This window comes from Pseudomonas sp. RAC1 (genome assembly GCF_030658255.1).
GTDB classification, from domain to species: domain Bacteria; phylum Pseudomonadota; class Gammaproteobacteria; order Pseudomonadales; family Pseudomonadaceae; genus Aquipseudomonas; species Aquipseudomonas boreofloridensis.
Genome location: NZ_JAUTXS020000031.1, coordinates 58,011 through 80,255, shown reverse-complemented (window position 1 = coordinate 80,255; position 22,245 = coordinate 58,011). Strand labels below are relative to the sequence as shown.

20 protein-coding genes and 2 pseudogenes are annotated in these 22,245 nt (G+C 63.3%); 13 read left to right on the top strand and 9 right to left on the bottom strand.

Annotation, left to right across the window (positions count from 1 at the left end; genetic code table 11):
• Nucleotides 1-19 precede the first annotated feature (19 nt).
• Nucleotides 20-1,234 carry a cyanate transporter gene (locus Q7C30_RS10960; RefSeq protein ID WP_317871505.1) on the bottom strand — a complete coding sequence of 405 codons (1,215 nt, stop codon included), beginning with the start codon at nucleotides 1,232-1,234 and terminating at the stop codon, nucleotides 20-22.
• 206 nt (nucleotides 1,235-1,440) lie between these two features.
• On the opposite strand from Q7C30_RS10960, the gene Q7C30_RS10955 reads away from it, so the two are divergent.
• Nucleotides 1,441-1,878: a carboxymuconolactone decarboxylase family protein gene (locus Q7C30_RS10955; RefSeq protein WP_317871504.1), complete on the top strand. Its 438-nt coding sequence runs from the start codon at nucleotides 1,441-1,443 to the stop codon at nucleotides 1,876-1,878.
• A 351-nt stretch (nucleotides 1,879-2,229) separates the two neighbouring features.
• Nucleotides 2,230-2,757: a helix-turn-helix domain-containing protein gene (locus tag Q7C30_RS10950; protein ID WP_317871571.1), complete on the top strand. Its 528-nt coding sequence runs from the start codon at nucleotides 2,230-2,232 to the stop codon at nucleotides 2,755-2,757.
• 19 nt (nucleotides 2,758-2,776) lie between these two features.
• Here the strand turns inward: Q7C30_RS10950 and Q7C30_RS10945 are convergent, their stop codons facing one another.
• A complete protein-coding gene (locus Q7C30_RS10945) occupies nucleotides 2,777-3,769 on the bottom strand; it encodes a bile acid:sodium symporter family protein (RefSeq protein WP_317871503.1) in 993 nt (330 codons plus the stop codon).
• A 126-nt stretch (nucleotides 3,770-3,895) separates the two neighbouring features.
• Here Q7C30_RS10945 and ampC point away from each other — a divergent pair, with 126 nt between their 5' ends.
• Both ampC and Q7C30_RS10935 read left to right on the top strand, forming a co-directional pair.
• Nucleotides 3,896-5,035, top strand: a complete 1,140-nt coding sequence (gene ampC, locus Q7C30_RS10940) for a class C beta-lactamase (RefSeq protein ID WP_116888026.1) — start codon at nucleotides 3,896-3,898, stop codon at nucleotides 5,033-5,035.
• Between the two features lie 306 nt (nucleotides 5,036-5,341).
• Nucleotides 5,342-5,677: a hypothetical protein gene (locus Q7C30_RS10935; RefSeq protein ID WP_317871502.1), complete on the top strand. Its 336-nt coding sequence runs from the start codon at nucleotides 5,342-5,344 to the stop codon at nucleotides 5,675-5,677.
• 44 nt (nucleotides 5,678-5,721) lie between these two features.
• Here Q7C30_RS10935 and Q7C30_RS10930 read toward each other — a convergent pair whose 3' ends face one another.
• Nucleotides 5,722-6,021 carry a hypothetical protein gene (locus Q7C30_RS10930; RefSeq protein WP_029613269.1) on the bottom strand — a complete coding sequence of 100 codons (300 nt, stop codon included), beginning with the start codon at nucleotides 6,019-6,021 and terminating at the stop codon, nucleotides 5,722-5,724.
• Between the two features lie 280 nt (nucleotides 6,022-6,301).
• The gene (locus Q7C30_RS10925; protein WP_317871501.1) at nucleotides 6,302-7,189 is read right to left on the bottom strand and encodes an EamA family transporter; all 888 of its coding nucleotides are present in this window, start codon (nucleotides 7,187-7,189) and stop codon (nucleotides 6,302-6,304) included.
• A 264-nt stretch (nucleotides 7,190-7,453) separates the two neighbouring features.
• Between Q7C30_RS10925 and Q7C30_RS10920 the strand changes: the two genes are divergently transcribed.
• The 4 genes from Q7C30_RS10920 (at nucleotide 7,454) to Q7C30_RS10905 (ending at nucleotide 11,886) form a co-directional block, all read left to right on the top strand.
• A complete protein-coding gene (locus tag Q7C30_RS10920; RefSeq protein WP_317871500.1) occupies nucleotides 7,454-8,851 on the top strand; it encodes a cytosine permease in 1,398 nt (465 codons plus the stop codon).
• A gap of 77 nt (nucleotides 8,852-8,928) precedes the next feature.
• Entirely contained in the window at nucleotides 8,929-10,236 is a 1,308-nt protein-coding gene (locus Q7C30_RS10915) for a substrate-binding domain-containing protein (protein ID WP_295488132.1), read from the top strand.
• A 72-nt stretch (nucleotides 10,237-10,308) separates the two neighbouring features.
• Nucleotides 10,309-11,226, top strand: coding sequence for an AEC family transporter (locus Q7C30_RS10910; RefSeq protein ID WP_317871499.1), 918 nt, complete (start codon nucleotides 10,309-10,311; stop codon nucleotides 11,224-11,226).
• Nucleotides 11,227-11,274: 48 nt separating this feature from the next.
• Nucleotides 11,275-11,886, top strand: coding sequence for a cell wall hydrolase (locus tag Q7C30_RS10905; protein ID WP_317871498.1), 612 nt, complete (start codon nucleotides 11,275-11,277; stop codon nucleotides 11,884-11,886).
• A gap of 24 nt (nucleotides 11,887-11,910) precedes the next feature.
• On the opposite strand, the gene Q7C30_RS10900 is transcribed toward Q7C30_RS10905, so the two are convergent.
• Nucleotides 11,911-14,079, bottom strand: coding sequence for a TonB-dependent siderophore receptor (locus tag Q7C30_RS10900; RefSeq protein WP_317871497.1), 2,169 nt, complete (start codon nucleotides 14,077-14,079; stop codon nucleotides 11,911-11,913).
• A gap of 253 nt (nucleotides 14,080-14,332) precedes the next feature.
• Here Q7C30_RS10900 and Q7C30_RS10895 point away from each other — a divergent pair, with 253 nt between their 5' ends.
• From Q7C30_RS10895 to Q7C30_RS10885, 3 genes are all read left to right on the top strand, one after another.
• Nucleotides 14,333-15,193 carry a CAP domain-containing protein gene (locus Q7C30_RS10895; protein WP_039577118.1) on the top strand — a complete coding sequence of 287 codons (861 nt, stop codon included), beginning with the start codon at nucleotides 14,333-14,335 and terminating at the stop codon, nucleotides 15,191-15,193.
• Nucleotides 15,194-15,257: 64 nt separating this feature from the next.
• Nucleotides 15,258-15,644: a VOC family protein gene (locus Q7C30_RS10890; protein WP_039577115.1), complete on the top strand. Its 387-nt coding sequence runs from the start codon at nucleotides 15,258-15,260 to the stop codon at nucleotides 15,642-15,644.
• Between the two features lie 24 nt (nucleotides 15,645-15,668).
• Nucleotides 15,669-16,256, top strand: coding sequence for a hypothetical protein (locus tag Q7C30_RS10885; protein ID WP_317871496.1), 588 nt, complete (start codon nucleotides 15,669-15,671; stop codon nucleotides 16,254-16,256).
• Nucleotides 16,257-16,274: 18 nt separating this feature from the next.
• Here the strand turns inward: Q7C30_RS10885 and Q7C30_RS10880 are convergent.
• Together Q7C30_RS10880 and Q7C30_RS10875 are read right to left on the bottom strand one after the other, a co-directional pair.
• A pseudogene (locus Q7C30_RS10880) lies at nucleotides 16,275-17,188 on the bottom strand (tyrosine-type recombinase/integrase).
• 402 nt (nucleotides 17,189-17,590) lie between these two features.
• A complete protein-coding gene (locus tag Q7C30_RS10875) occupies nucleotides 17,591-19,189 on the bottom strand; it encodes a histidine kinase famiy protein (RefSeq protein ID WP_317871495.1) in 1,599 nt (532 codons plus the stop codon).
• An 827-nt stretch (nucleotides 19,190-20,016) separates the two neighbouring features.
• Between Q7C30_RS10875 and Q7C30_RS10870 the strand changes: the two genes are divergently transcribed.
• Nucleotides 20,017-20,190, top strand: a complete 174-nt coding sequence (locus Q7C30_RS10870) for a hypothetical protein (RefSeq protein ID WP_317871494.1) — start codon at nucleotides 20,017-20,019, stop codon at nucleotides 20,188-20,190.
• Nucleotides 20,191-20,202: 12 nt separating this feature from the next.
• Here Q7C30_RS10870 and Q7C30_RS10865 read toward each other — a convergent pair whose 3' ends face one another.
• Nucleotides 20,203-20,928 carry a PA1136 family autoinducer-binding transcriptional regulator gene (locus tag Q7C30_RS10865; protein WP_317871493.1) on the bottom strand — a complete coding sequence of 242 codons (726 nt, stop codon included), beginning with the start codon at nucleotides 20,926-20,928 and terminating at the stop codon, nucleotides 20,203-20,205.
• Nucleotides 20,928-21,776 (bottom strand): annotated as a pseudogene (gene hchA / locus Q7C30_RS10860) (glyoxalase III HchA). The gene Q7C30_RS10865 and the pseudogene hchA overlap by 1 nt, the downstream one beginning before the upstream one ends.
• A 182-nt stretch (nucleotides 21,777-21,958) precedes the next feature.
• On the opposite strand from hchA, the gene Q7C30_RS10855 reads away from it, so the two are divergent.
• On the top strand, nucleotides 21,959-22,195 hold the full coding sequence (locus Q7C30_RS10855) for a hypothetical protein (RefSeq protein WP_317871492.1): 237 nt from the start codon (nucleotides 21,959-21,961) through the stop codon (nucleotides 22,193-22,195).
• Nucleotides 22,196-22,245: the final 50 nt, after the last annotated feature.

Genomic DNA, 22,245 nt, shown 5'->3' with positions numbered 1-22,245 from the left:
CGCGACGCGTTGCACTCACTCAGTTGACCGTGGCAGTCTGCGCGCTTGAAACGCTACGCCGCATGGCGCTGGCGTAGCCCGCAGGCGCGAAGCGCGCGGTGACCAGTAACATCGCCAGCACCGTCACCGCGAGCAGGCTCCAGGACGCCTGGAAACTCCCGGTGGCCTCGCGTAACCAACCGGTCAGGTAAGGCACGGTGCCCGTGACGATGAACCCGACACCTTGCACGAATGCCGCCAAACTCCCCGCTTCGGGCGCGCCACGCAGATGCTCGAGGGTGAGCGTCAGACTCAGGCTGAAGCACGCGCCCAAGCCCAGGCCGATCATCGCCACCCAAGCCATCATGGCCTGACCCGGTGCCAGCAACAGGCCGACAAAGCCCAGCAGTTGAATACCCAGCGCCAGCCACAGGCCAGGTCTTCTGTCAGACAGATGCCGCAGCAGCAGCGGCAGACCTAACGCGCCGAGCACCTGGAATACCGTCATCCCCCCCACCAACTCGCCACCGCCCTGGGCCGAGCCGCCCTGTTCCAGATGGAACGCCGGCAGCCAGGCCACCATGCTGGTATAGCCGCCATTGATCAGACCGAAGTACAGCGCCAGCAACCACGCCCGACGATTGCCGAACCAGTGCCCTGCGCCGACTTCGTTCAGCGTCTGCGGCGCCTGGCGCGGGCGCAGCCAGCACCAGGCGAGCACCGCCAACAGTGCAGGCAGCGCCCAGATACCCAGGCCGCTTTGCCAACGTCCGCTCAACGCGCTGACACCCGGCCCGAGCACCGCCGCCAAGCCGCCGCCGCTCATCAACGCCGCCGAGTACAGGCCCATGCAGACGGCCAGTCGGCTGGCGAACCAGCGGCTGACCAGGCCAGGCATCATGCCCTGCACCAAGGCCACGCCCAGGCCCGCGATCAGCGCACTGCCCACCAGCGCCCACGCGCTGTCCAGGTACAGGCGCCACAGGCATGCGGCAGCGATGGCCAGCAGCCCCAGCAACATCGCACCGTGCTCACTGAGCCAACGCCGCAGCCAGGGTTGCAGCAGTGGGACCAAGCCCATGCACAACACCGGCAGCGCCGTGAGCAGGGCCGCTTGTTGGTAGCCCAGCCCGGTGCCGTGGCGCATGGGTTCGAGCAAAGGCCCGATACTGGTCAGGATCGGTCGCAGATTGAGAGCCAGGAGGATCACCAGCAGCAGGTTCGCGGCACCTCTCAGGTTGATGGGGTTGGACATGCCACGGCTCCTGGGACGACGGCCGGCCATTATCCAAGCCGCCAGCCAGCAACAGAAATGAAGAGATTGCATGCAGGTCAGTGGCGGCTCGAATGCCACGCGAGATTGGCCTCCCGATAAAGGTGCGCATTGGCTATCGGTGAGCCTCAGGTGTCTGGGTACGCTGGCCACGTTCACCCCTGAATCACACTGACCGGAGCGTCCTCATGCACGACCGAATCGAATGGGCCAAGCACGCGCCCGAGGCCTACAAGGCCATGGCTGGACTGGAAAAAGTACTGGCCAGTTGCGGCCTGGAGCATTCGCTGCTGGAGCTGGTACGCCTGCGCGCCTCGCAGGTCAACGGCTGTGCGTACTGCGTGAACGTACATGCCAACGATGCGCGCAAGGCTAGCGAAAGCGAAGCGCGCTTGCAGACCCTCAGCGTGTGGCAGGACACACGCTTCTTCACCCCCCGTGAGCGGGCGGCGCTGGCCTGGCTGGAAAGCCTGACCCACCTGCCCGAACGTGGCGCGCCACAGGCCGAGTACGCGGCGTTGTTGGCGCATTTCACGCCCGCTGAAGTGGTCAACCTGACCTTGGCGATCGCCAGCATCAATGCCTGGAATCGCTTCGGTGTGGGGTTCGCCATGGTGCCGGCCTGAGCAGGATCGACCCGCCCGAAGTGCCCGCTGTGCAGTGGCCAAAAAGGCCAGAAGGACTGGCCGCTTTCGACATAGGCGCGGGGCCGAACCTTGCCTAGACTCGATCCCCTGGGCAGCGTCGCCCCTGCTCACCGAGCAGGGCGGCGACACGCCTTGGCAATCGGAGCCCGTCATGAGCCGCACAGCATTCGCCGCCATTCATCCGTTACACCCTGCACAGGTATGCCTGCTCGCCTACGGCAGAGGCGGCTGCCGCCCTGCTCGTGCACCGGGCAGTTGCCTGTGAGGGTCGCTGCATCGGCAGATGCCGACGGGCGTTGCGTGCACTTCGAGGAACGCCGCGAGCGAGCGATGGCGCTGTTCGCCGAAAAGGGTTTCGGCCAGGTCAGCATGCGCGAACTGGCCGCCCATGTAGGCCTGACGGCGGGCTCGCTGTATCACCATTTCCCGAGCAAGCAGGATCTGCTGTACGACTTGATCGAAGAGCTTTACGAGGAGCTGTTGGCCACACTCGATCAGGGTCGTCGCGCCCAGGCCGGCGGCAAGCCGGCGCTGCCCCAGTTGATCGCCGCCCACTGGCAATTGCAGGCCGAACGGCCGTTGCAACTGCGCCTGGCCGAACGCGACTTCTGCTGCCTGAGCCCAGCGCAACAGATGCACCTGAAGGCACTGCGTCAGGAATACGAGCGCGGCCTGGTGCAACTGGTCGCACCCGGCGCGCGCCAGCGTAGCGAGATACAAGCAGTGGCTGGGCATATGCTCAGCAGCCTGCTGAACCAGTTGCCCGGCGTCCTTCAGGACCGGGGCGTGCCCGAGCCGCAGGGCGTCGTGCTGGTCGAGCGGCTGCTGGCCGGCGCCTTGGAGCGCGCATTGGTGTAACGCGTGCAAGCGCTGTCGCTCAGGAGGCCGCCGGCGCCTCTTGCACGACCTCTTCTCGCGCGGCGTACCGTTGGGCCAGCACCGCACACACCATCAGTTGGATCTGGTGGAACAGCATCAGCGGCAGGATCATCGCGCCGATCCCACTGCCGACGAACAGCACCTGAGCCATGGGTACGCCAGTGGCCAGGCTCTTCTTGGAACCCGCAAACAGGATCGTGATACGGTCTTCGAGGCTGAAGCCAAGAATCCGCCCGAGCAGCCGAGTGGCAATGAGCACAACGGCCAGCAGCACACCGCAGGCGGCGAACAGGCCCGCCAGGTGCTGCGGCGATACGGTGTTCCACAACCCGGTGACCACGCCCTCGCTGAACGCGGTGTAGACCACCAGCAGGATCGAACCCTGGTCGACCAGCTTCAGCCAGCGTGCATTCCTCTTGACCCAGGCACCGATCCAGCGTCGAGCGATCTGTCCGGCCACGAACGGCACCAGCAATTGCAGGGTGATCTTCAGTACGGCATCCAGGCCCGAGCCGGTATCGCCATCGGCGCCGAGCAGCAGCATCACCAGCAGCGGGGTCAGGAAGATGCCCAGCAGGCTCGACGCTGCCGCACTGCAGATCGCCGCAGGCACGTTGCCGCGCGCCAGCGAGGTGAAGGCAATGGCCGATTGCACAGTCGCCGGCAGTGCGCACAGGTACAACAGGCCCAGGTACAACTCATTGCCCACCAAGGGCACGAACAGGGGCTTGAGCGCCAGGCCCAGCAGCGGGAACATCACGAAGGTGCATGAAAACACCAGCAAGTGCAGGCGCCAGTGGCCAGCCCCGGCGACGATCGCTTCGCGCGACAGCTTGGCGCCGTGCAGGAAAAACAGCAGGCCGATGGCCAGGTTGGTCAACCAACCGAAGATCACCGCCCCTTGGCCCGAGCACGGCAGGAAGGTGGCGATCAGGACCACCGTCAGCAACGTCAGGGTGAATTTGTCGAAAAGCATGCGCAGGTACTTCATGGGGCATCCGTCTTGTCATGGTGCAAGGCTCGACGATAAGGTCTGCGCTCGCTCGGCGCTAACGCCGGAACTCCCGCCGGTGTCGCTGAACGGACATCGGCCCGCTTCGATGCAAGGATCTTGACAATGCTAAGCTTGCGACCCTCTGTTCTGGCCCTGGCCATGACCGCTGCCTGCGCGCCGGTACTGGCCGACGACCTGCAACGCCAGGTGGACGCCGTCATCCAGCCGCTGATGCAGGCGCAGCACATACCCGGCATGGTGGTAGCGGTCTACGCCAACGGCCAGGAGCGGTATTTCAGTTATGGCCTGGCCGATCAGGCGCACAAGCGTGCGGTCACCCCAGACACCCTGTTCGAGGTCGGGTCGGTGAGCAAAACGTACACTGCCACCTTGGTTGCCCTGGCCAGTGCCGAAGGCCGGCTCGACTTGGACGCTCCCGCCAGCCGCTATCAGCCCGCACTGGCCGGGACCGCTCTGGGCAAGGCCAGCGTGCGAGCCCTGGGCGCCTACAGCGCCGACTGCCTGCCTCTGCAGTTTCCCGACGAGGTCACCACTGACGAGCAGGCCCTGAACTTCCTGCAACACTGGCAACAGAAAACCACGCCTGAAACCCGGCGCTGCTATTCGAATCCGAGCCTGGGCCTGTTCGGCGACTTGGCGGCGCGCGCGCAGCAGCGGCCCTTCGCTGACCTGATGACCCAGACCTTGCTGCCAGCCCTGGGCCTGAAGCACACCTACCTGCAGGTACCCACCAGCGCCCGCGAGCAGTACGCCCAAGGCTACGACGCGCAGATGCGGCCGGTGCGCGTCGGCCCCGGTCCGTTCGCCGACCAGGCCTACGGCATCAAGACCAGTGCCAGCGACATGCTGCGCTACCTGCGCGCCGAACTGGACCCAAAGGGCTTGCCCGCGGCGCTCAGCCAGGCGATCGGCATCACCCACGGCGGCTATTACCAGGTGGGCGAGATGACCCAGGGCCTGGGCTGGGAACGCTACCCCTACCCGGTCAAGCTCGACACGCTGATCCAGGGCAATGCCGCGCAAATGATCCGGGAGCCTCAAGTCACTCGACGGCTGCAGCCTGCGCAACCGGACGGCGCAGCGTACTGGTACAACAAGACCGGAGCCACCAACGGCTTCGGTGCCTATGTGGCGTTCGTGCCGTCGAAGAACGTGGCGATCGCCCTGCTCGCCAACCGTAACTACCCCAACGACGACCGGGTTCGCGCGGCCCACGCGATCCTCGCCCTGGTCTCGCACTGAAGCCATAGCCACCTTTTTGATCAGGATTGTCCGACAATATGTAGTGCCTGAAAATTTTCACTACAAAACCATTGACGACATTCTTCAGCCTTGGGCATGATGAGGCCGTCTCCCTGATCGGGAGCGGTGGCAAGGGTGTTCCAGACGGCCTGCGCGGTAACGCAGGCCGTTCGTGGAGAGGGAATCTGTCCAAAAGGCAGCGTGAGAAAGCCCCTGTTGCGATGCTGCTGTAGCAGCCTAGGTAGTGCGCTACATCGTGGTAGCGCCAACTGTGAAAATCACCAACGAATGGGAAATGGGGGCTTTATGATGAACCTGAACAACAATCCGACGATCGACCAATTGGCCCGGCTGTTCGCAGCGCGAAAGGACAGCCACGACGACCACCTGCTGTGGGTCAGCCAGACCGGCGAGGTTCGCCTCGATCGTCTGCCGGCCAACACTGTCGAGGCCGAATCCGACCGGCACATGCCTGACAGCATGTGCGCCCGCTTCAAGGTCTACCGCCGCGGCCAAGGCTACGTCGGCAAGAAGGCCGCAGCCGATACCGGTTTTGTCGAGCGTGTGCTGATGACCCTGCAACAGGAATGGCCTGCCGCCCGTGAGCAGCAGGCCGTCAAGGTGATCGACCCACTCGACTGAGTGGCTCGCCACTGTTTGAGCCCGGCCCATAAGGCCGGGCTTTTTCATGCCTGGCGTCGCGCCAAGGGCGGTGTCACCAGAGCGCCGGTGGCCAAGGCTCGGGCGCGGTCCACACCCCACACCAGCGCACGGGTCATGGTCTGGCCGGGCAATGAGCGGTGATACTCCTCGCACAACGCCTTGCCGCCTTGGGCATACACGCCCAAGAACAACTGAGTGGCGCCAAGCCGCGACAGACGAACCTGCACGTCGATGCTGGTGCCGTCGCTCAACTCTTCGTCATGGCAGCGACTGTGCAGTTGGCTATCCGCCCATTTCCAATAGGTCTCATCCCTGACTCTCATGGAAGTCCATCCTCCTTTTCCCAAATGCCGCGTCAGAAAACCACAGTGACGCCTCTACGGCGAGCGTTAGCCGCCGTTCCACTGCGCCGGATCAAGACATCAGGAGATACACGTACCGTTCGGCTAAAAGTTAAGCGGCGCCGGCCATTCACTGACCTGTAAGAGCGCAGCGCGCGAGTTGAGGCTAGCCGGTGAAACGCTAACCGCCGGGGCAAATGGGATTTGCCCGACAAGTGGCACATTGCCGCTACTTAGCGCGTCATCCATGACGCCCACAGGTTTACTGGGCATTCACCGCCCGTAGGCGCTGGACCACACGCGGTCCGAACACGTTGATCAGCAGCCCCGCCATCACCAACAACGCGCCCCAGCCTTGGACGCCGCTCAAGCGTTCGCCCAGCAGCCATGCCGAGGAACTCAGGCCAATCACCGGCACCAGCAGCGAGAACGGTGCCACCTTGCCTGCCGGATGACGCGACAGCAATGTGCTCCACAGGCTGTAACCGAGCATGGTGGCCACCAACGCCAGGTATAGCAGCGCCAACACCGAACTCATGCCGATATTGGCCAGCGCATGCCCCATGCGCTCAGGACCTTCAAGCCACCAGGACAGGGCCAGGAACGGCAGTGGCGGAATCAGTCCGCCCCAGATCACCAGCGCCACCAGATCGACCGAGCCGAATCGCCGCGTGATGATGTTGCCCATGCCCCACATGGCGCCCGCGCACAGGGTCAGCAGCAGCGCCAGCAACGGAACATGGCCGCTGTCCTCACTGCCGATCAGCGCCAGCCCGCACGCCGCGACCAGTAGCCCGAGCACGCTGGCAGGTCGCAGCCGCTCACCGAGAAACAGCGCGGCGAAGCCCAAGGTGAAGAAGGCCTGCGATTGCAGGACCAGTGACGCCAGACCTGGGGGCATGCCGCTGTACATGGCCTGGAACAGGAAGGCGAACTGCCCTAGAGAGATGGTGGCGCCATAGGCGATCAGCCAGCGCCACGGCAGCTTGGGTCGTTTGATAAACAATACGGCGGGAAAGGCCACGAGCAGGAAGCGCAAGGCCCCCAGCAACATGGGCGGCAAGCCGTCGAGTCCGACCTTGATCACCACGAAGTTGACGCCCCAGGCGATGATGACCACCAGAGCGATCAGTAGGTCCTTGACTGGCATTGCACGGTTCCTTGTTCAGGCTTTTATAGACATATTTCGTTACAGCATAAGGCTATTCCCTTTGCAGCGACCAGCACAGTTAACGCCGAGGGTTGCACAACAGTAGGCTGTGACGACACGCGCCGCGGGCCTGACCGATCCCGACTCGCCTCTTCTGCACGCCGAAAGTTGGGTCACGCGAACGGATTGACCATCTTGTATATACATGCTCATATGACATGCATTGCCTCACCCGCCCATAACAACAACCACGCGGAGTCCAGCATGTCCAGCACGCCTGTAATCGAGCGCCGCTCGATCGACTACATCCCTCCCGCCGAACGCCACGGACGCGTCTACAGCCAGTTCACCCTGTGGCTGGGCGCCAACCTGCAGATCACGGCCATCGTCACCGGCGCACTGGCCGTGGTGCTGGGTGGCGATGTGTTCTGGTCGCTGATCGGCCTGCTGCTGGGCCAGCTCATCGGCGGCACGGTGATGGCCCTGCACGCCGCCCAAGGCCCGCGCTTGGGACTGCCGCAGATGATCTCCAGCCGCGTGCAGTTCGGGGTCTATGGCGCGGCCATTCCCATGCTGCTGGTGTGCCTGATGTACCTGGGTTTCACCGCCACGGGCACCGTGCTATCGGGCCAGGCCATCGGCCAGTTGCTCGGCGTCAGCGACAGCCTCGGCATCCTGATCTTCGCTGGCGTCATCGTTCTGGCCACCCTTGCCGGCTACCGAGTGATCCATTGGATCGGCCGCGTGGCCAGCGTGCTGGGCATCATCGCGTTCGTTTATCTGTTCAGCCGCATCCTCATGCTCGCCGACATCGGCCAGTTGCTGGACAACCGTCATTTCAGTTGGGCCTCGTTTCTGCTGGCGGTGTCGCTGGCCGCCTCCTGGCAGATCGCCTTCGGTCCGTATGTCGCCGACTACTCCCGTTACCTGCCACGCAGTACCTCGGCGCTGAAGACCTTCTTCGCCGCCGGCTTGGGCTCGGTGATCGGCGCACAGGCGTCGATGGTGCTGGGGGTATTCGCCGCCGCCATCGCCGGCAGCCAGTTCTCCGGGCACGAGGTGGCGTACATCGTCGGCCTGGGCGGTGCCGGCGGTACGGCGGCGTTGCTGTATTTCGCCATCGCCTTCGGCAAAGTGACCATTTCCACCCTCAACAGCTATGGCAGCTTCATGTGTATCGCCACCATCATCAGCGGCTTTCGCGGCAGCGTGCAGATCAGCCGGGGCCAGCGCCTGCTGTTCGTGCTCGGCATCGTCGGCGCGGCGACGCTGGTGGCGTTGCTGGGCCAACATGCGTTTCTCACCGCGTTCAAGTCGTTCATCCTGTTCCTGCTGACCTTCTTCGTGCCATGGAGCGCGGTGAACCTGGTGGACTACTACTTCATCACCCGCGAACGCTACGACATCCCGGCGCTGGCCGACCCGAACGGGCGCTACGGCCGCTGGAACTGGCCAGGCATCGGCGTGTACAGCCTCGGCGTGCTGATCCAGATGCCTTTCATCGACACCAAGCTCTACACAGGTCCCATGGTCGCGCACCTGGGCGGGGTCGACGTGTCCTGGCTGATCGGCCTGGTGGTGCCGAGTCTGCTGTATTACTGGATCGCACGGGGCAAGGCCAGGCAGGCACCGGCCGAACTGATCGAGCCGCCGGCGCACTAGCGCGCACGGGCGCCGTCACTTTTCAGTCACACGCCTGTCGTAATCTGCCGGACATTCCTATGCCCAAGGACTCCGGCATGCGTCGCCCACTCGCCCTGCTGCTCTGCCTGCTACCCCTGCTGGTCCGCGCAGAGCCGGCCTGGCTGAGTATTCAAGGCTCGAACACCATTGGCGCAGCGCTGGCACCGGCGCTGGTGCGCGGATTCCTGCAAGGCCAAGGCGCACAGGCTATCCGCAGCCAGTCTGGCGGGCAGGCCAACGAGGTCGAGGTCAGCGCCATTAATGCCCACGGCGCGCCCCTGCGGATCAGTATCGCTGCCCACGGCACCCGCACCGGTTTCAGCGCCCTGGCCCAGGGCGAGGCCGATCTAGCGGCCGCCTCGCGACCGATCAGCGACGAGGAGGCCCGCGAGCTGGCGCACCTGGGCGACCTGCGCAGCGCCTCCAGCGAGCAGGTGATCGGCCTCGATGGCGTGGCCGTGGTCGTGCATCCCGATAACCCTTTGCAGGCATTGACCATCGCCGAACTGGCCAAGGTCTTCTCCGGGCAGATCCAGCGCTGGGAGCAATTGGGCGGGCACGCTGGCCCAATCCACCTGTACGCGCGCGACGATCGCTCCGGCACCTTCGACACCTTTCGCACCCTGGTACTGCGCCCGCAGGGCCAGGAGCTGTCACCCCAGGCCGCCCGCTTCGAATCCGGCGAAACCTTGGCGGCACAGGTCAAGGCCGATCCGGCGGCCATCGGCTTCAGCAGCCTGACCACCGTGCACGAAGGCAAAGCGCTGGCAATCGCCGAGGGCGACGCGCCGGCCCTGCTGCCCACCTCGGCCAACGTGGCCAGCGAAGACTATCCACTGTCGCGAAGGCTGTTCTTCTATTTGCCCACAAACCCCAGCGCACCCGCCAAGGCCCTTGCCGAGTTCAGCCAGAGCCCAACCGGTCAGGCGATCGTCGCCGCCCAGGGTTTCGTCTCCCAAGGCATCACGCCACTGACCATCGCCGCGCAGCCACGGATGCCCGCGCCGTATCGCGCCCTGGCGAACGAAGCGCAGCGCCTGAGTGTCAATTTCCGCTTTCAGGAGGGCAGCGCCAGCCTGGATAACAAAGCGCTGCGCGATGTACAACGCCTGGGCGATTACCTGCGTCAAGTCGGCAAGCTGCAGGACCAGGCGGTACTGGTCGGCTTCAGCGACCCTAAGGAAACCCCTGGTCGCGCCGCCCTGCTCTCACGCCTGCGGGCCATGGCGGTGCGCCGCGAACTGGCGCGCGACGGGGTGCAGGTGAAGGATGTGCTAGGCATGGGCGATGAGCTGCCCGTGGCCGGAAACGAGCAGGAACACGGACGCCTGCGCAATCGCCGGGTGGAGGTGTGGGTCTACTGAGCGCAAACACGCGTTTCCTCCGCCCGCGCGGCTGAGTACTCTGTGCCGGTACCCGACCTCGGATCCGTGCTCATGCTGCCCCTGCTACTCACCACGCTCGTGCCCATCATCCTGCTCATCGCCCTAGGCACCGTGCTGCGCGTACGCGGCTTTCTCGCCGACAGCTTCTGGCCAGGCGCCGAGCGATTGAGCTACTACGTGCTGCTGCCTTCGCTGTTCCTGCATGGCCTGGCCACCGCCAATCTGGATGGCGTACCCGTGCTGGGCATGGTCGCCGTGCTGATGCTCTCGACCCTCGTCGGCGGCGTGCTGCTGGTGCTCTACCAAGGACTGGCGCAGCACGATGGCGCCGACTTCACCTCGGTATTCCAAGGCGGAGTCCGCTTCAACAATTACATCGGCGCGACGCTGGCGGCGGGTATCTATGGCAGCGCCGGCATCGCCCTGGCGGCAGTGGCCAATGCCTCGATCGTGCCGCTGGTCAACTTGCTCTGCGTGCTGGTGTTCGCCCGCTTCAGCGCCCGGCACAGCTCGCCGTTCACGGTGTTCAAGGCAATCTTCGCCAACCCGCTGATCATCGGCTGTGCCGGGGGTCTGTTGCTGCGCGTCACCGGCATCGGCTTGCCCGCCGGATTGGAACCAACGATCAAGGCCTTGGGCCAGGCGGCACTGCCCCTTGGACTGCTGTGCGTGGGCGCGGCATTGGGCGGCGCGCGCATGGGCCAGCAGGTCAAGCCGCTGGCGGTCGCCTCGGTCTTCAAGTTCCTGGTCATGCCGCTGACCACTTTCGGCCTGTGTCGCCTGCTCGGGCTCGGCGGTCAGGCGGCCGTGGTGGCGGTGCTGTTCCAGGCGCTGCCGACGGCATCGTCCTCCTACGTAATGGCCCGGCAGATGGGCGGCAATGCGCCGCTGATGGCGACCATCATCGCCTTGCAGACCGTGGCGGCGGCCGTGACGTTGCCGTTGATGCTGAGCCTTACCCTGGGTTGAAGCCGCGTGGTTAGAATGCTCGGATCCCAGTCACACGGACATCCGATCATGCGCCACCGGTGGATTGCGTTCAGCCTGCTCATCGCCCTACCCTTCACACAGGTGCACGCCGCCGACAGCAACACAGCCGCCATCGCCGAAGACAAGGCCCAGGCGCTCGAGCAGAAGGTGATCGACGACGCGCCACCGCCCAAGCCCCCGGAAAAGATCACCGCTGCCGAGGTCAAGGCCGTCGACCCGGCCGGCCAGGCGCCGCTGGACGACAGCATCACCTGTCTGGCACGAACCCTTTACTGGGAAGCCAAGGGCGTCGACGAAAAGGACATGCGCGGCGTCGCCAATGTGGTGCTCAATCGCCTGGGCAAACCGGGCTTCCCCGACTCCATCTGCGGCGTCGTCAAGCAGGGTGTGGAAAACCGCAGTTGCCAGTTTTCCTGGTGGTGCGACGGGCGTCCGGATCAAGTCGAGGAGCCGCCGCGCTATGACATCGCCAAGGAAATCGCGCGCAAGGCGCTCAACCAGCAACTGCCGGACAGCACCGCCGGCGCGCTGTTTTTCCACGACCGCCACGTGCGACCGAGCTGGGCGAAGACGTATCGGCGCACCGCCCAGACCCGTCATTTCTTCTTTTACCGCCCCAGCACAGCGCTGGCACGCTGAGCCCGGCTCGCTGACACGTCAACGTCAGAAGTCGACCGTGCCGGAGAACTTGACCAGGCGTGGATCGCCCTGGGTCAGGTAGCCGCCGTTGGCCGACGCCCAGTATGACTTGTCGGCCACGTTCTCCACGTTCATGCGCAGGGTGATGTCTTTGTCCTGAACCTTGAAGCGGTAGCGTGCGCCTAGGTCGAAGCGATTCCAGGTCGGCAGGCTGAGGGTATTGGCCGGGTTGGCGTACTGCCCACCCGTGCGCAGCATGCGCGCATTGAGCGCTACGCCGGGAAGACCGGGAACGTCCCAATCGACGCTGGCATTGAGCTGGAACGTCGGCACACCCACGGCATGATTGCCATCGTTGCTGCCGTTCTGGGTGTTCTTGAGCTCGGTGTCCATGCGTGTGCCGCCCGCCATGAGACGCAGCCCCTGAAGCGGCTCACCGAACACGCTGAGTTCGACGCCTTTGTTGATCTGCTGGCCGTCCTGCACGAAGACGTTGCCTTCGCGGTAGCCGTCAGTGGGCCGCTCGATACGATAGACCGCCAGGTTGGCGCCATAGCGCTGCTGGTCGAGTTTGATGCCGGCCTCGACCTGCTTGGTCTTGGCCGGCGGGAATACCTGGCCGACGTTGACCACTTCGCCACTGGCCGTGGCGCCCTGGGCCAAGCCCTGGATACTGTTGGCGTACAGCGACAGTGCTGGCGTGAGCTTGTAGACGATGCCATATACCGGTGTGGTGACCGCCTCGTCATAGAACGCGGTGCGCCCCCCGTCGACGCCCGTGCCGCGATAGGCGTAGCCCTCTACCCGCAGTTGCTGACGACGAAGGCCAGCGGTGAGCAGCAAGGTGTCGTCGAACAGACCGAGCGTATCGGACAGGGCCACGCTGCGGTTGCGCGTCTTGCCCGTGACTCCCGGGTCGCTCAGGAGGCCCGCGCTCGCGCTCACGCTGGCAGGACGCGGAACCGGCAAGGTGTCGTAGATATTGGTCGGCTGAGACTTGTAGAAAACGTAGGCATTTTCCTGTTCGGTCCAGATGCTCGCCGCGCCCAGGTTTAATTGGTGGCTGACCGGGCCGGTCTGGAAGCGACCGTTGAGCCCGGTCATGAAACTCGCGTTGTCTTCATTGTGTGGAATTTGCGAACCGGCGATGGTCGCAGCGCCGGTGGCGGCGTTGGTCAGCACGGGCGTGCCGTAGAAGCCGGTTTCGCGGGTGTGCTTGATGCCGCCAGCCAGGTAACCGCTCCAATGCTCGTTGAAGTCGTAGTCGCCACGCAGCATGCCGAAGGTATCTTCGGTCTCGGTCCAGGACCAGTCCTGGCCATAGTTGTGGTCAGCACTGGGCGCATGCGGGATATCCGTGACACCCGCGCCCAGTCGCACGGAGTTACGCAAGTGGTTGACGCGCTGCTTCTGGTAGCCGAAGTCGCTCGAGACACGCAGTTGATTGCCGCGGTAGTCCAGGCCTGCAACGAACAGCTTGCTGCGCTGATTCTGATCGTCGACCGCCGTGTCGCCCTCGCGCTGGGACAGGTTCAAGCGTGCACCGAAACGGTTGTCTTCGCCAAAGCGCTGGCCAATGTCCAGATGCTCGCCAATACGCCCGTCAGTGGTGATGTCCTGGGTGTAGCGGCGGGTCGGGATGTCGTCAGCGCGCTTGGGCTGCAGGTTGACGTTGCCACCCAGCCCCGTGCCGGTGGGGCTGGCGCCGTTGAGAAAAGCGTTGGGCCCTTTGAACAGTTCCACCCGCTCTACCGCATCGGTTGAAATCATTTGCCTGGGCAGTACGCCATACAAGCCATTGAAGGCCACATCGTCGCCGCTGAGCGGCAGCCCGCGGATCACGAAGACCTGCGACTGATTGCCGAAACCAAAGGACTGGCGCACCGAGGGGTCGTTGAGCAGCACATCGCCGATGTCTTCGGCCTGCTGATCCTCGATCAGTTGCGCGGTATAGCTGGTCAGGGTGAACGGCACGTCCATCATGTCCTGATTACCCAGCACGCCCATCTGCCCGCCCCGGGCCACTTGCCCACCGGCGAACGTTTCAGGCAAAGGGCTGGAGGCCGGTTTGAAGGCGTCGGCATTGACGGCAGTGGCGTCAAGTACGAGGGGGCCGTCCGCCGCTTGGGCGCTCAGACCGACGGAACAGCAAAGCGCGATCAAGGTCGGACGCATCGGACAGGTGTAGGCCATGAAAGGCTCCTGAATAGGTGATTGAAGAGCCTTCCTGGCCAGCATTATTGCAAGTGAGTCGCGTTTATAATCGATGTTGCGAATTATTTCCAACAAATCGCACTTTTTCGCGCGCCGCCTGTCTACTGCCTCTTTTGCCGCCATCGGGTTACCGATGGCTCACCGCAACACACAAGCCAGGCCAAAAACCGGTGGCTTGTGTAGGATGGGCAGCGCCCCCACCAGGCCACTGCCAGTCATAGGGAGATTCTTGATGCGCGTCCTGTCATCCCTCGCCTGCCTTGGCGCCCTGTCGCTGGGTTTGCTGAACCCGATCAACGTCCAGGCGTCGAGCGGCGATGAAGCGCAACTGATCGAAGCGATCAACCTCTACCGCAGCCAGACCCAACGTTGCGGTGGCGAGGCGTCGCTCGAGCTGCCGCCGCTCAACAGTGACACCCGCCTGGCCCTGTCGCCGGAAGGCACCCGCGACCTGCAGCAGGCCATGACGCGCGCCGCCTACCCCATGGTCAACGTCCAGGCCATCAGCCTGTCTGGGCCACGGGACGCAAAAGCGGCCATGGGCGCCATCGAGGAGAGTTTCTGCCAGGTGGTGCTCGATCCGCAGTTCGTCGATATCGGTGTCAGCCAGGAAGGCCGCGACTGGCGCATCGTGCTGGCGCGCCCGCTGCTCAGCGGTCGCCTCGGTGACTGGCAGGCCGAGGGTCAAAAATTGCTGCAGGAAGTCAATGCCGCGCGCAAGCTGCCGCGCCAGTGCGGCGGCCAGCCCTTCGCCGCAGCGCAGCCCTTGAACTGGAATGCCACCCTGGCCGATGTCGCGGCCAATCACACCCGCGCCATGGCCAACCAGAACTTCTTCGACCATATCGACCACGACGGGCGTACCCCTGGCGATCGCGCAGAACTTGCGGGTTATCTGTACCAGCAGATTGGCGAGAACATCGCCGCAGGGCGCGACACGCCGCGCAAGGTGGTCGATGGCTGGCTGGCCAGCCCTGGCCACTGCGCTACCCTGATGAACCCCGACTACCGTGACCTGGGCGCGGCCTATGCGGTGGATCCGAAGAGCGATGCCGGCATCTACTGGACCGGCGTGTTCGGCTCGCCGCAGTGAAGGCTGGTCAAATGCAGCGCAGCGTCTTTACTTAGGGCTATGCCCCTCAGCAGCGAAGCCGCCTATGAAGATCGTGGTCACCCGCATCCTTGTCGACGACCAGGCCAAGGCCCTGGCCTTCTACCACTACATACTGGGTTTCCAGCCCAAGGACGACATCCCCATGGGCCGGCACCGCCGGCTCACCTTGACGTCGCCGAACGATCCGAACGGAGTGGAACTGCTGCTTGAGCCGGATACCCACCCCGCCGCCCAGGCTTACAAGGCTGCGCTCAAGGCCGAGGGCATTCCCGCCACCTCCTTCGCGGTGCGGGATATCCAGGCCGAGTACACGCGCTTGTGCGCCAGTGGCGTGCAGTTCGCCCAGCCGCCCACTGTGACCGGGTCAACGACCGTGGCGCTGTTCGACGACACCTGCGGCAACCTGATCCAGCTCAGCCAGCGTCATTGACGCCGCGCCCAAGGAGCCGAACCGATGCGCCACGAATTCAGCGAAGTGCTCAACGATCTGATCGACTATTTCCTGCTCGCCGACATTCAGCGTCTGGCGCGTTTCAAGGAGGAGAACGACCTGCCGGACGATCTGGCGCGCGCGTTCACCTCCGGCGACAGTGGCGATCGTGCGGTGCTCGAAGGCGTGGTCGTGCCCATGGCGGGGGTCGACAACCTGCCCTACCGCATCATCTTCAGCCTGGACGAACCCATCCCCGCCCTGCTGGAACCGGGCAATCGCGTCGCACACCGCCGCGCGGGTTATGTACTGCAGGTTGAACATCGCACCTTGATGCTGTTCACCTGGCGCATCCTGCAGCATTTCACCCACAAGACCCTGGGCGATCTATTGGCCCGCTATCAAGTGCCTGGCCGTCCGATCATCGAACTGGACAACGGCTGGTATCACGTGGAGGTGCTGGCCGGTGCAGTGTTGAGAGAGGACTTCTATGAGCCAGCATTCGAGTTCGTGCTCAGGCGCACGCACTGCCAGCGTCCCACGGACGACATCGATGTGAGCTACCGCTTCAGCCTGGAAGAAAACCTCCTGCCCTCCACACTCGCCCGCTGACACTTCTCTGCCGCGAACTCAGTAATCAAATCGCTCAACCGCCCGCCGCCGCTCGTTGTCGTCGCGGCGGTCGTAGCCTGCGGTGGTTGAATGTTGACGTGGTGCGCCAGCTTCTGGGCAATGGACAGGTCATGCTCCTCGATCACCCGCGTGATGAATGCACGCCGAAAATCGTGTGGCATGATCTTCACGCCCACCTGCGCGCCGCGCTGCCGAGCGATGTAGTAGATGGCGTGCTTGGTGATACGTGCCCGAGTTATGTGATTGCCACGACGGATGCGGTTGAACAGGAAGCTGTCGTCCGTCACGCCGGTCGGCAGGTGCTCACGACGCAACGCCAGCCAGGCGCCAAGCTTCTCGAACGCCCACGGCGGGGCATATTTGATCAACTGCCGATTGCCCTTGCCCACGACCCGCAGGCTGCGCTCCTGGAAGTCGACATCGGCCAGGTCGATATCGACCGACTCGGACTTGCGCATGCCGGTGCCGTACAGCAAGGCGATGATGGCCGCATCGCGCACGCCCTGCGGTCGCGGGTCGGCAGCACAGACGTCCATCAGTTCGCGAATCAAGCTGCGCTTCAGGTTGCGTCCTGGCGGCAGGCGCGTGCCACTGGCGGGCTTGACCTCGCGAATGCGCAGCAGGTGTTCGTGGTCGATCAGTCCCTGGCGCCAGGCCTCGTTCATCACCCCGCGCACAGCGTTGACGTACAGCGATGACGTATTAGGGGCATAGCCATCGGTACGCAGCGCCGCCACCAGCGCAATGATGTGGCCCGCCTCGAGCCCGTGCCAAGGCACCGTGGCGATATCGTGATCGGCAAAGCCCAGGCGGTCGGCGGCATCCTGAAGGATGTAACGCAGGGTCATCTGGCTGGACGGCGCCAGACGCGCCAGGTACTGCAGCACCGGATTTTGCACGGGGTGGGTCAAAACATGGATCCTGTCGCCGGCGACGGCGGTCTCAGCGCCATCAAATTGAAATCAAAGCACTTTTTGAGTGCCTGCGACGTGATGGTAACTGATCGATGGCCAGGGATCGAACGCCGACGGCACTGTGATCCAGACGCTGAAATTGACTGAGGCCCTGAACAGGGCCTCGATTCGAGGGGGGTGCTGGCGAGCCTGAGGCTTGCCACGTTCAACTACGCGGCTTCATTCCGCCCCTGGCGGGATGGCGTCCTTATGCTTGTCCTTCAGTCGCGCCCTCTCCGCCTCAGTGGAGTGAGCGGGTACCTGGTCCTGCTTGGGGTCTTGCTGCTGATCGGTCATGTGCAGTGCTCCGTGGCTGTCAAAGGTTGGGCATCCTCGCGCAGATGCAGTTCAAGCTCATCCTCACACCCCGCCTGGAGAATCCAGCACCTGACGCACCTTGCGCGCCAGTTCCTGTGGCAGGTAAGGCTTGGAAATGACCTCGAACTCCGCCCCACCGATATCGGTGCGCTCGATGGAGCTCTTGGCGTAACCGGTGGTCAACAGCACCTTGATGGCGGGTCGCTGCGACTGCACCCTGCGCGCCAGGGTCACGCCATTGATGCCGCCTGGCATGATCAGGTCGGTAAACAGCAGGTCGAATGCGTCATCGCCCTCGAAGAGTTCCAGCGCTTGCTGGGCATCCTTGGCCACCAGGGTCTTGTAGCCATGCTCCTGCAGGATCACCTGGGCCAGCTCGGCGACGTCCAGACGGTCCTCGACGATGAGGATGCGCTCGTGCCCTGCTTTGGCGTAGCTGGCCGAGCGCTGCTCGATGGGCTGGAGCTCGCTGGCGTCGGCGGGGAAGTAGAAACGCAGTGTGGTACCCACGTGTTCTTCGGAGTAGATCTTCACCGCCCCGCCCGACTGCTTGGCGAACCCGTAGACCATGGACAGGCCGAGGCCGGTGCCCTTGCCTTCATCCTTGGTAGTGAAGAACGGGTCCATGGCCCGATCGCGTACCAGTTCCGACATTCCACCGCCGTTGTCGGTCACGGCCATGCAGACATAACTACCCGCCAGCAAGCCCTCGTAAGAGGCGCGCGCGTCCGGGGTGACGATCACATTGCGGGTCTCGATGTTCAAAGCGGGATCGTCATCCCCCGCCATCGCATCCCTGGCATTGATGACCACATTGAGCAAGGCGATCTGTGCCTGGGCGGGGTCGATACGGCAATTGTGCAGATTCGGATCCAGGTCCAGCGTGACGTTGACCCCATCCCCCAATGTCTGGTTGATCAGCACCTTCGCGTCGGTGACGATCTGATTGATATTGATCACCCGCCCCTGAAGCGATTGCTTTCGAGAGAACGCCAGCAACTGCCGAGTCAAGGTATTGGCCTTGTCCACGGCGTTGCTGGCATAAGTGAGGTTTCTCACGATCTTGGCGAAATCGGGTTGGTCCTTCTCGGCCGCCGCCTTGGACAGCGAAACGTAGCCGCCAATCACTTGAAGCAAGTTGTTGAAGTCGTGGGCGATGCCACCGGTCAGTTGCCCCAGCGCCTCCATCTTCTGCGACTGCCGCAGCGCCTCCTCGACATCCCGGCGCCTGCTGACATCCAGTTGCGAGGCGAAGAAGTAGGTCAGTTTACCGGCGTCGTTGTAGATCGGAGAAATGAACAGTGCATTCCAGAACGAACTGCCATCCTTACGGTAGTTGAGCACTTCGGTGGAAAAATCGTAACGCTGCTCGACTGCCTGGCGAATGGCGGCAACCACCTCCGGGTCGGTGTCCTTGCCTTGGAGAAACCGGCAGTTGCTGCCCAGCAGTTCCTCCAGCCCATAACCCGTCATTTCCTGAAAGGCGTGGTTGGCAAAGATGATCGGGTTATCGGGTTGATTGGGATCGGTAACGATCATCGGCATGCGGGTGCTTTCAACCGCCGCGAAGAAGATGTCCTTGGGATGACCAAGGACCTCGGCAGTGAATCGATTGTCAACTCTGAGATCGCTGTTGGGCACTGCGCTTTCCTCACACTAAAGGCGGCTTCGGCAACTTCCCACACGCACGATCACTGTGCAGGAAACTTCAGCGCCATCGGTAATCTTGGCCATGTTGGCTTGGATACCGGGGAAGCCGCTACGTTCGGATTTTTTCCAGACCCAGCGCGCGTTCTCGATAATGACCGGGGAGCGGCCGGCAACAGCGCAGACACCGGCCGCGCAAACGTGGTCAGGACACGGCGAAGTGGTTCATGAATGTCAGGTCTTCGATGGCGTGCGCGTACTCAGCGAATCGTGCATCACCTTCACTGAACGCTTTTGCCACGTCTTGGGCATATTCAAGACTTTCCCACATCGTTAGATCCACGAACACGCGGTCATCGCCCAGCGGCGCTTAAGCGTGGTAATCCATCAGGCCGGGAAAGCACTTCGCAGCCGCCATGAGCATTTCCACGCCCAGTATCAGCGCGTCCAACTCGAGCGTGTTCAACGTCAGCGGCGGCAGTTCGAAGTCAGCCTCCCGGCCATACCCCAAACAGGATCGGACCGCGCATGGCCCTATGAATGGCCGTCATTCGAGAACTACTTCGCTGATTGCGCGTCAACTCATGCGACTCGCTTACTTTAGGCGATAGTATCCTCCGGCTGGCGCGGGCAAATCGCATCGAAGTGCAAGCATGTAAAGACTCAACGCCAACTGCCGCCACATCAAACAACGCCGCCTTGGCAGGCGTACAAGGATGGACATGTTCAACTTCTTGACTCGGTTATTCAAACGCAGACGGAACAGCCCAACCCGCAACGCAGGCCTGGAGGGTGTTCGACAGGGCCAGGGGGTTGATCCGATGATCACCCTGGGTACACTCGGCACGCTGCACAGCCTGCAATCATCGGATTGTTCGACCTCCGATCGCTCCAACAACCACTGCTACGGGTCGGACCACAGCACGCATTCGTCCGGCGACGGCGGCAGTTCCAGCGACAGCGGCGGTGACTCTGGCTCCAGTTGCTGCGACTGAGACCGCGCTGTGTCAGGCATCGATTTCGCCATTACGTATAGCGATGCGTATCGCCTCGGCCGTGGTCTTGACTTCGAGCCGTTTGCGGATACGCCTAAGGTGGTTTTCCACCGTGCGCTCAGACAGCGCCAAGGTCGCCGCGATATCGCCCTGTCGCCGCCCTGCAGCAATCCAGGCCAACACCTCGCGCTCACGCGTGGATAACTGACCCGGCGCGACCTCCGGGGGTGGTGCCAGCAATCGACGCGCGGCCAGAAACGCGGCCTCGGCCACGACCTTCACGGCCCAGCGCGCTTGGACGCTGGCGTCGATGCTCGCGCCCCCCGAGCTCATCGCGCCTTCCAACCCCAAGGGCCCGAACAATGGCACTTGCAGCCCATGGATGCCGGGGCCGCGGGGCGTGGTCACGATTCGATACAGTTCACCGTCGGCCGCGTGCCGTGTCTTGGTCCAGAAAAACGGCTCGCGTGCAGTCACAACATGGCGCGTTACCGGGCAGCGCTGCATGTAGGTCTTGGCGTCAACCGCCTCACCCGTCCCGAACCAGTCCCCTTCCAGCCAATAGATACGCTCCACCGGCTCGCTCTGCCCAGCCGACGTCGAAAACAGCATGAAGCGGTCATAACCCAGGCCCGCACAGAAGCGTCGAACGTCGTCACGGACCTGATCGAGCGACTCGGCGACCTCGACGGTCGCCGCGCAGCGTAACACCGCCTCCAGGGCGCTAGCGCTGGACACTACGCCGTCACTTCCTTGAGCAGGACCTCAGCCGCCAGTTTGCCCAGATTGTTTCCCGCGAGCGGACTGTCGCCGGTAATCAGGGTGCGGTCGCGATGGACGGCTCCGCTGATATCGTCATTGACGATCTCGAAGCCTAGCGACTTGAGTCGTTCGCCAAACTTCCAGGTCAAATGGCCGGGCATATAGCCGATTTCCGGCGTTTTCGCATCAAGTGCATCGGGAAACGCACAGATCTTGTAGCCGCGGTACAGGTCGCTCTCACCCACGGCGAGGAACCCTGCCGGCCCATGACACAGCGAGATAACGAAGCGCTCATGTGCGGCGGCCCACTTCAGCACCTCACCCACCTCGGCGCTTTCGGGAATACCGATCAGCGCACCGTGCCCCCCAGGAATGAAGATGGCCGCTTACGTGTCCAGGCCCGCCGCCAGCACGTCAGCCAGACGCTGGGGTTGCTGGAATTGACCGTGGTACTTGTCGAAAAAGCCTGCCACTGCCTGATCTTCGCCTGGCATGGCCCAGAACTCGAACTTCACCGGATTGCCGGAAACGGTCGCGATATCGAACGCGAAACCGGCGGCATCAAGGTGATACATCGGTAACAGGGTTTCTACCGGATGATTGCCCGTGGAGAAGAAACTACCGTTATCGGTCAGCAAATAGCGCTCGTCGGCGCCAATCATGAGAATTCTCTTTGTCCCGGTATAGGGTGCTGGATAGTTGGCGCCGTTGAGGTCCGACGTGGGCGAGGTGAATTGCTGCAGGGAGTAGTCGGACGGGAAAAAGGCGTTTTTCTCCGCAGGATCAGGTCTGGGGGCCTTACTGACTTGCGCGTGATCGGACATGTTCCACCTTCATCGATTGATTGACCAACGAGCCCGAGCATGCGCAACGCCGATGAATCGTGCAATGAGGGATTTCCGCTGAGAACTGTGTTGGCTCGTCGCAGCCCCTGGTATGCCCCGTGCGCTTGATCAATCGGCAAAAGCCACTTTTACTGATGCTATTGAACTCAGAGGACTGCACCATGAGTATTCGCAGCCTGGCAAGAAACCTACCTGCCGATCCTGCCAGAAAGGGATGTGTACTGGGGTGGGGGGTGCTGAAGGACCGACATCCCTGGCATTTCGTTGACGTGTACGCCGATCGGTCAACCGCCCAGGCAGAGGCGCAGCGGCGAGGCACTGGCTACGTGGTGGAATATGGTTCGCATCAGCTTGGGAGTGATACGTTCATTTGCGGTGTGGAGCTGCCGGAGGGGTAGGCATGCGCCGCCAGATAAGCGGCGAGATGCGAAGCTCAACGGTTGATCAT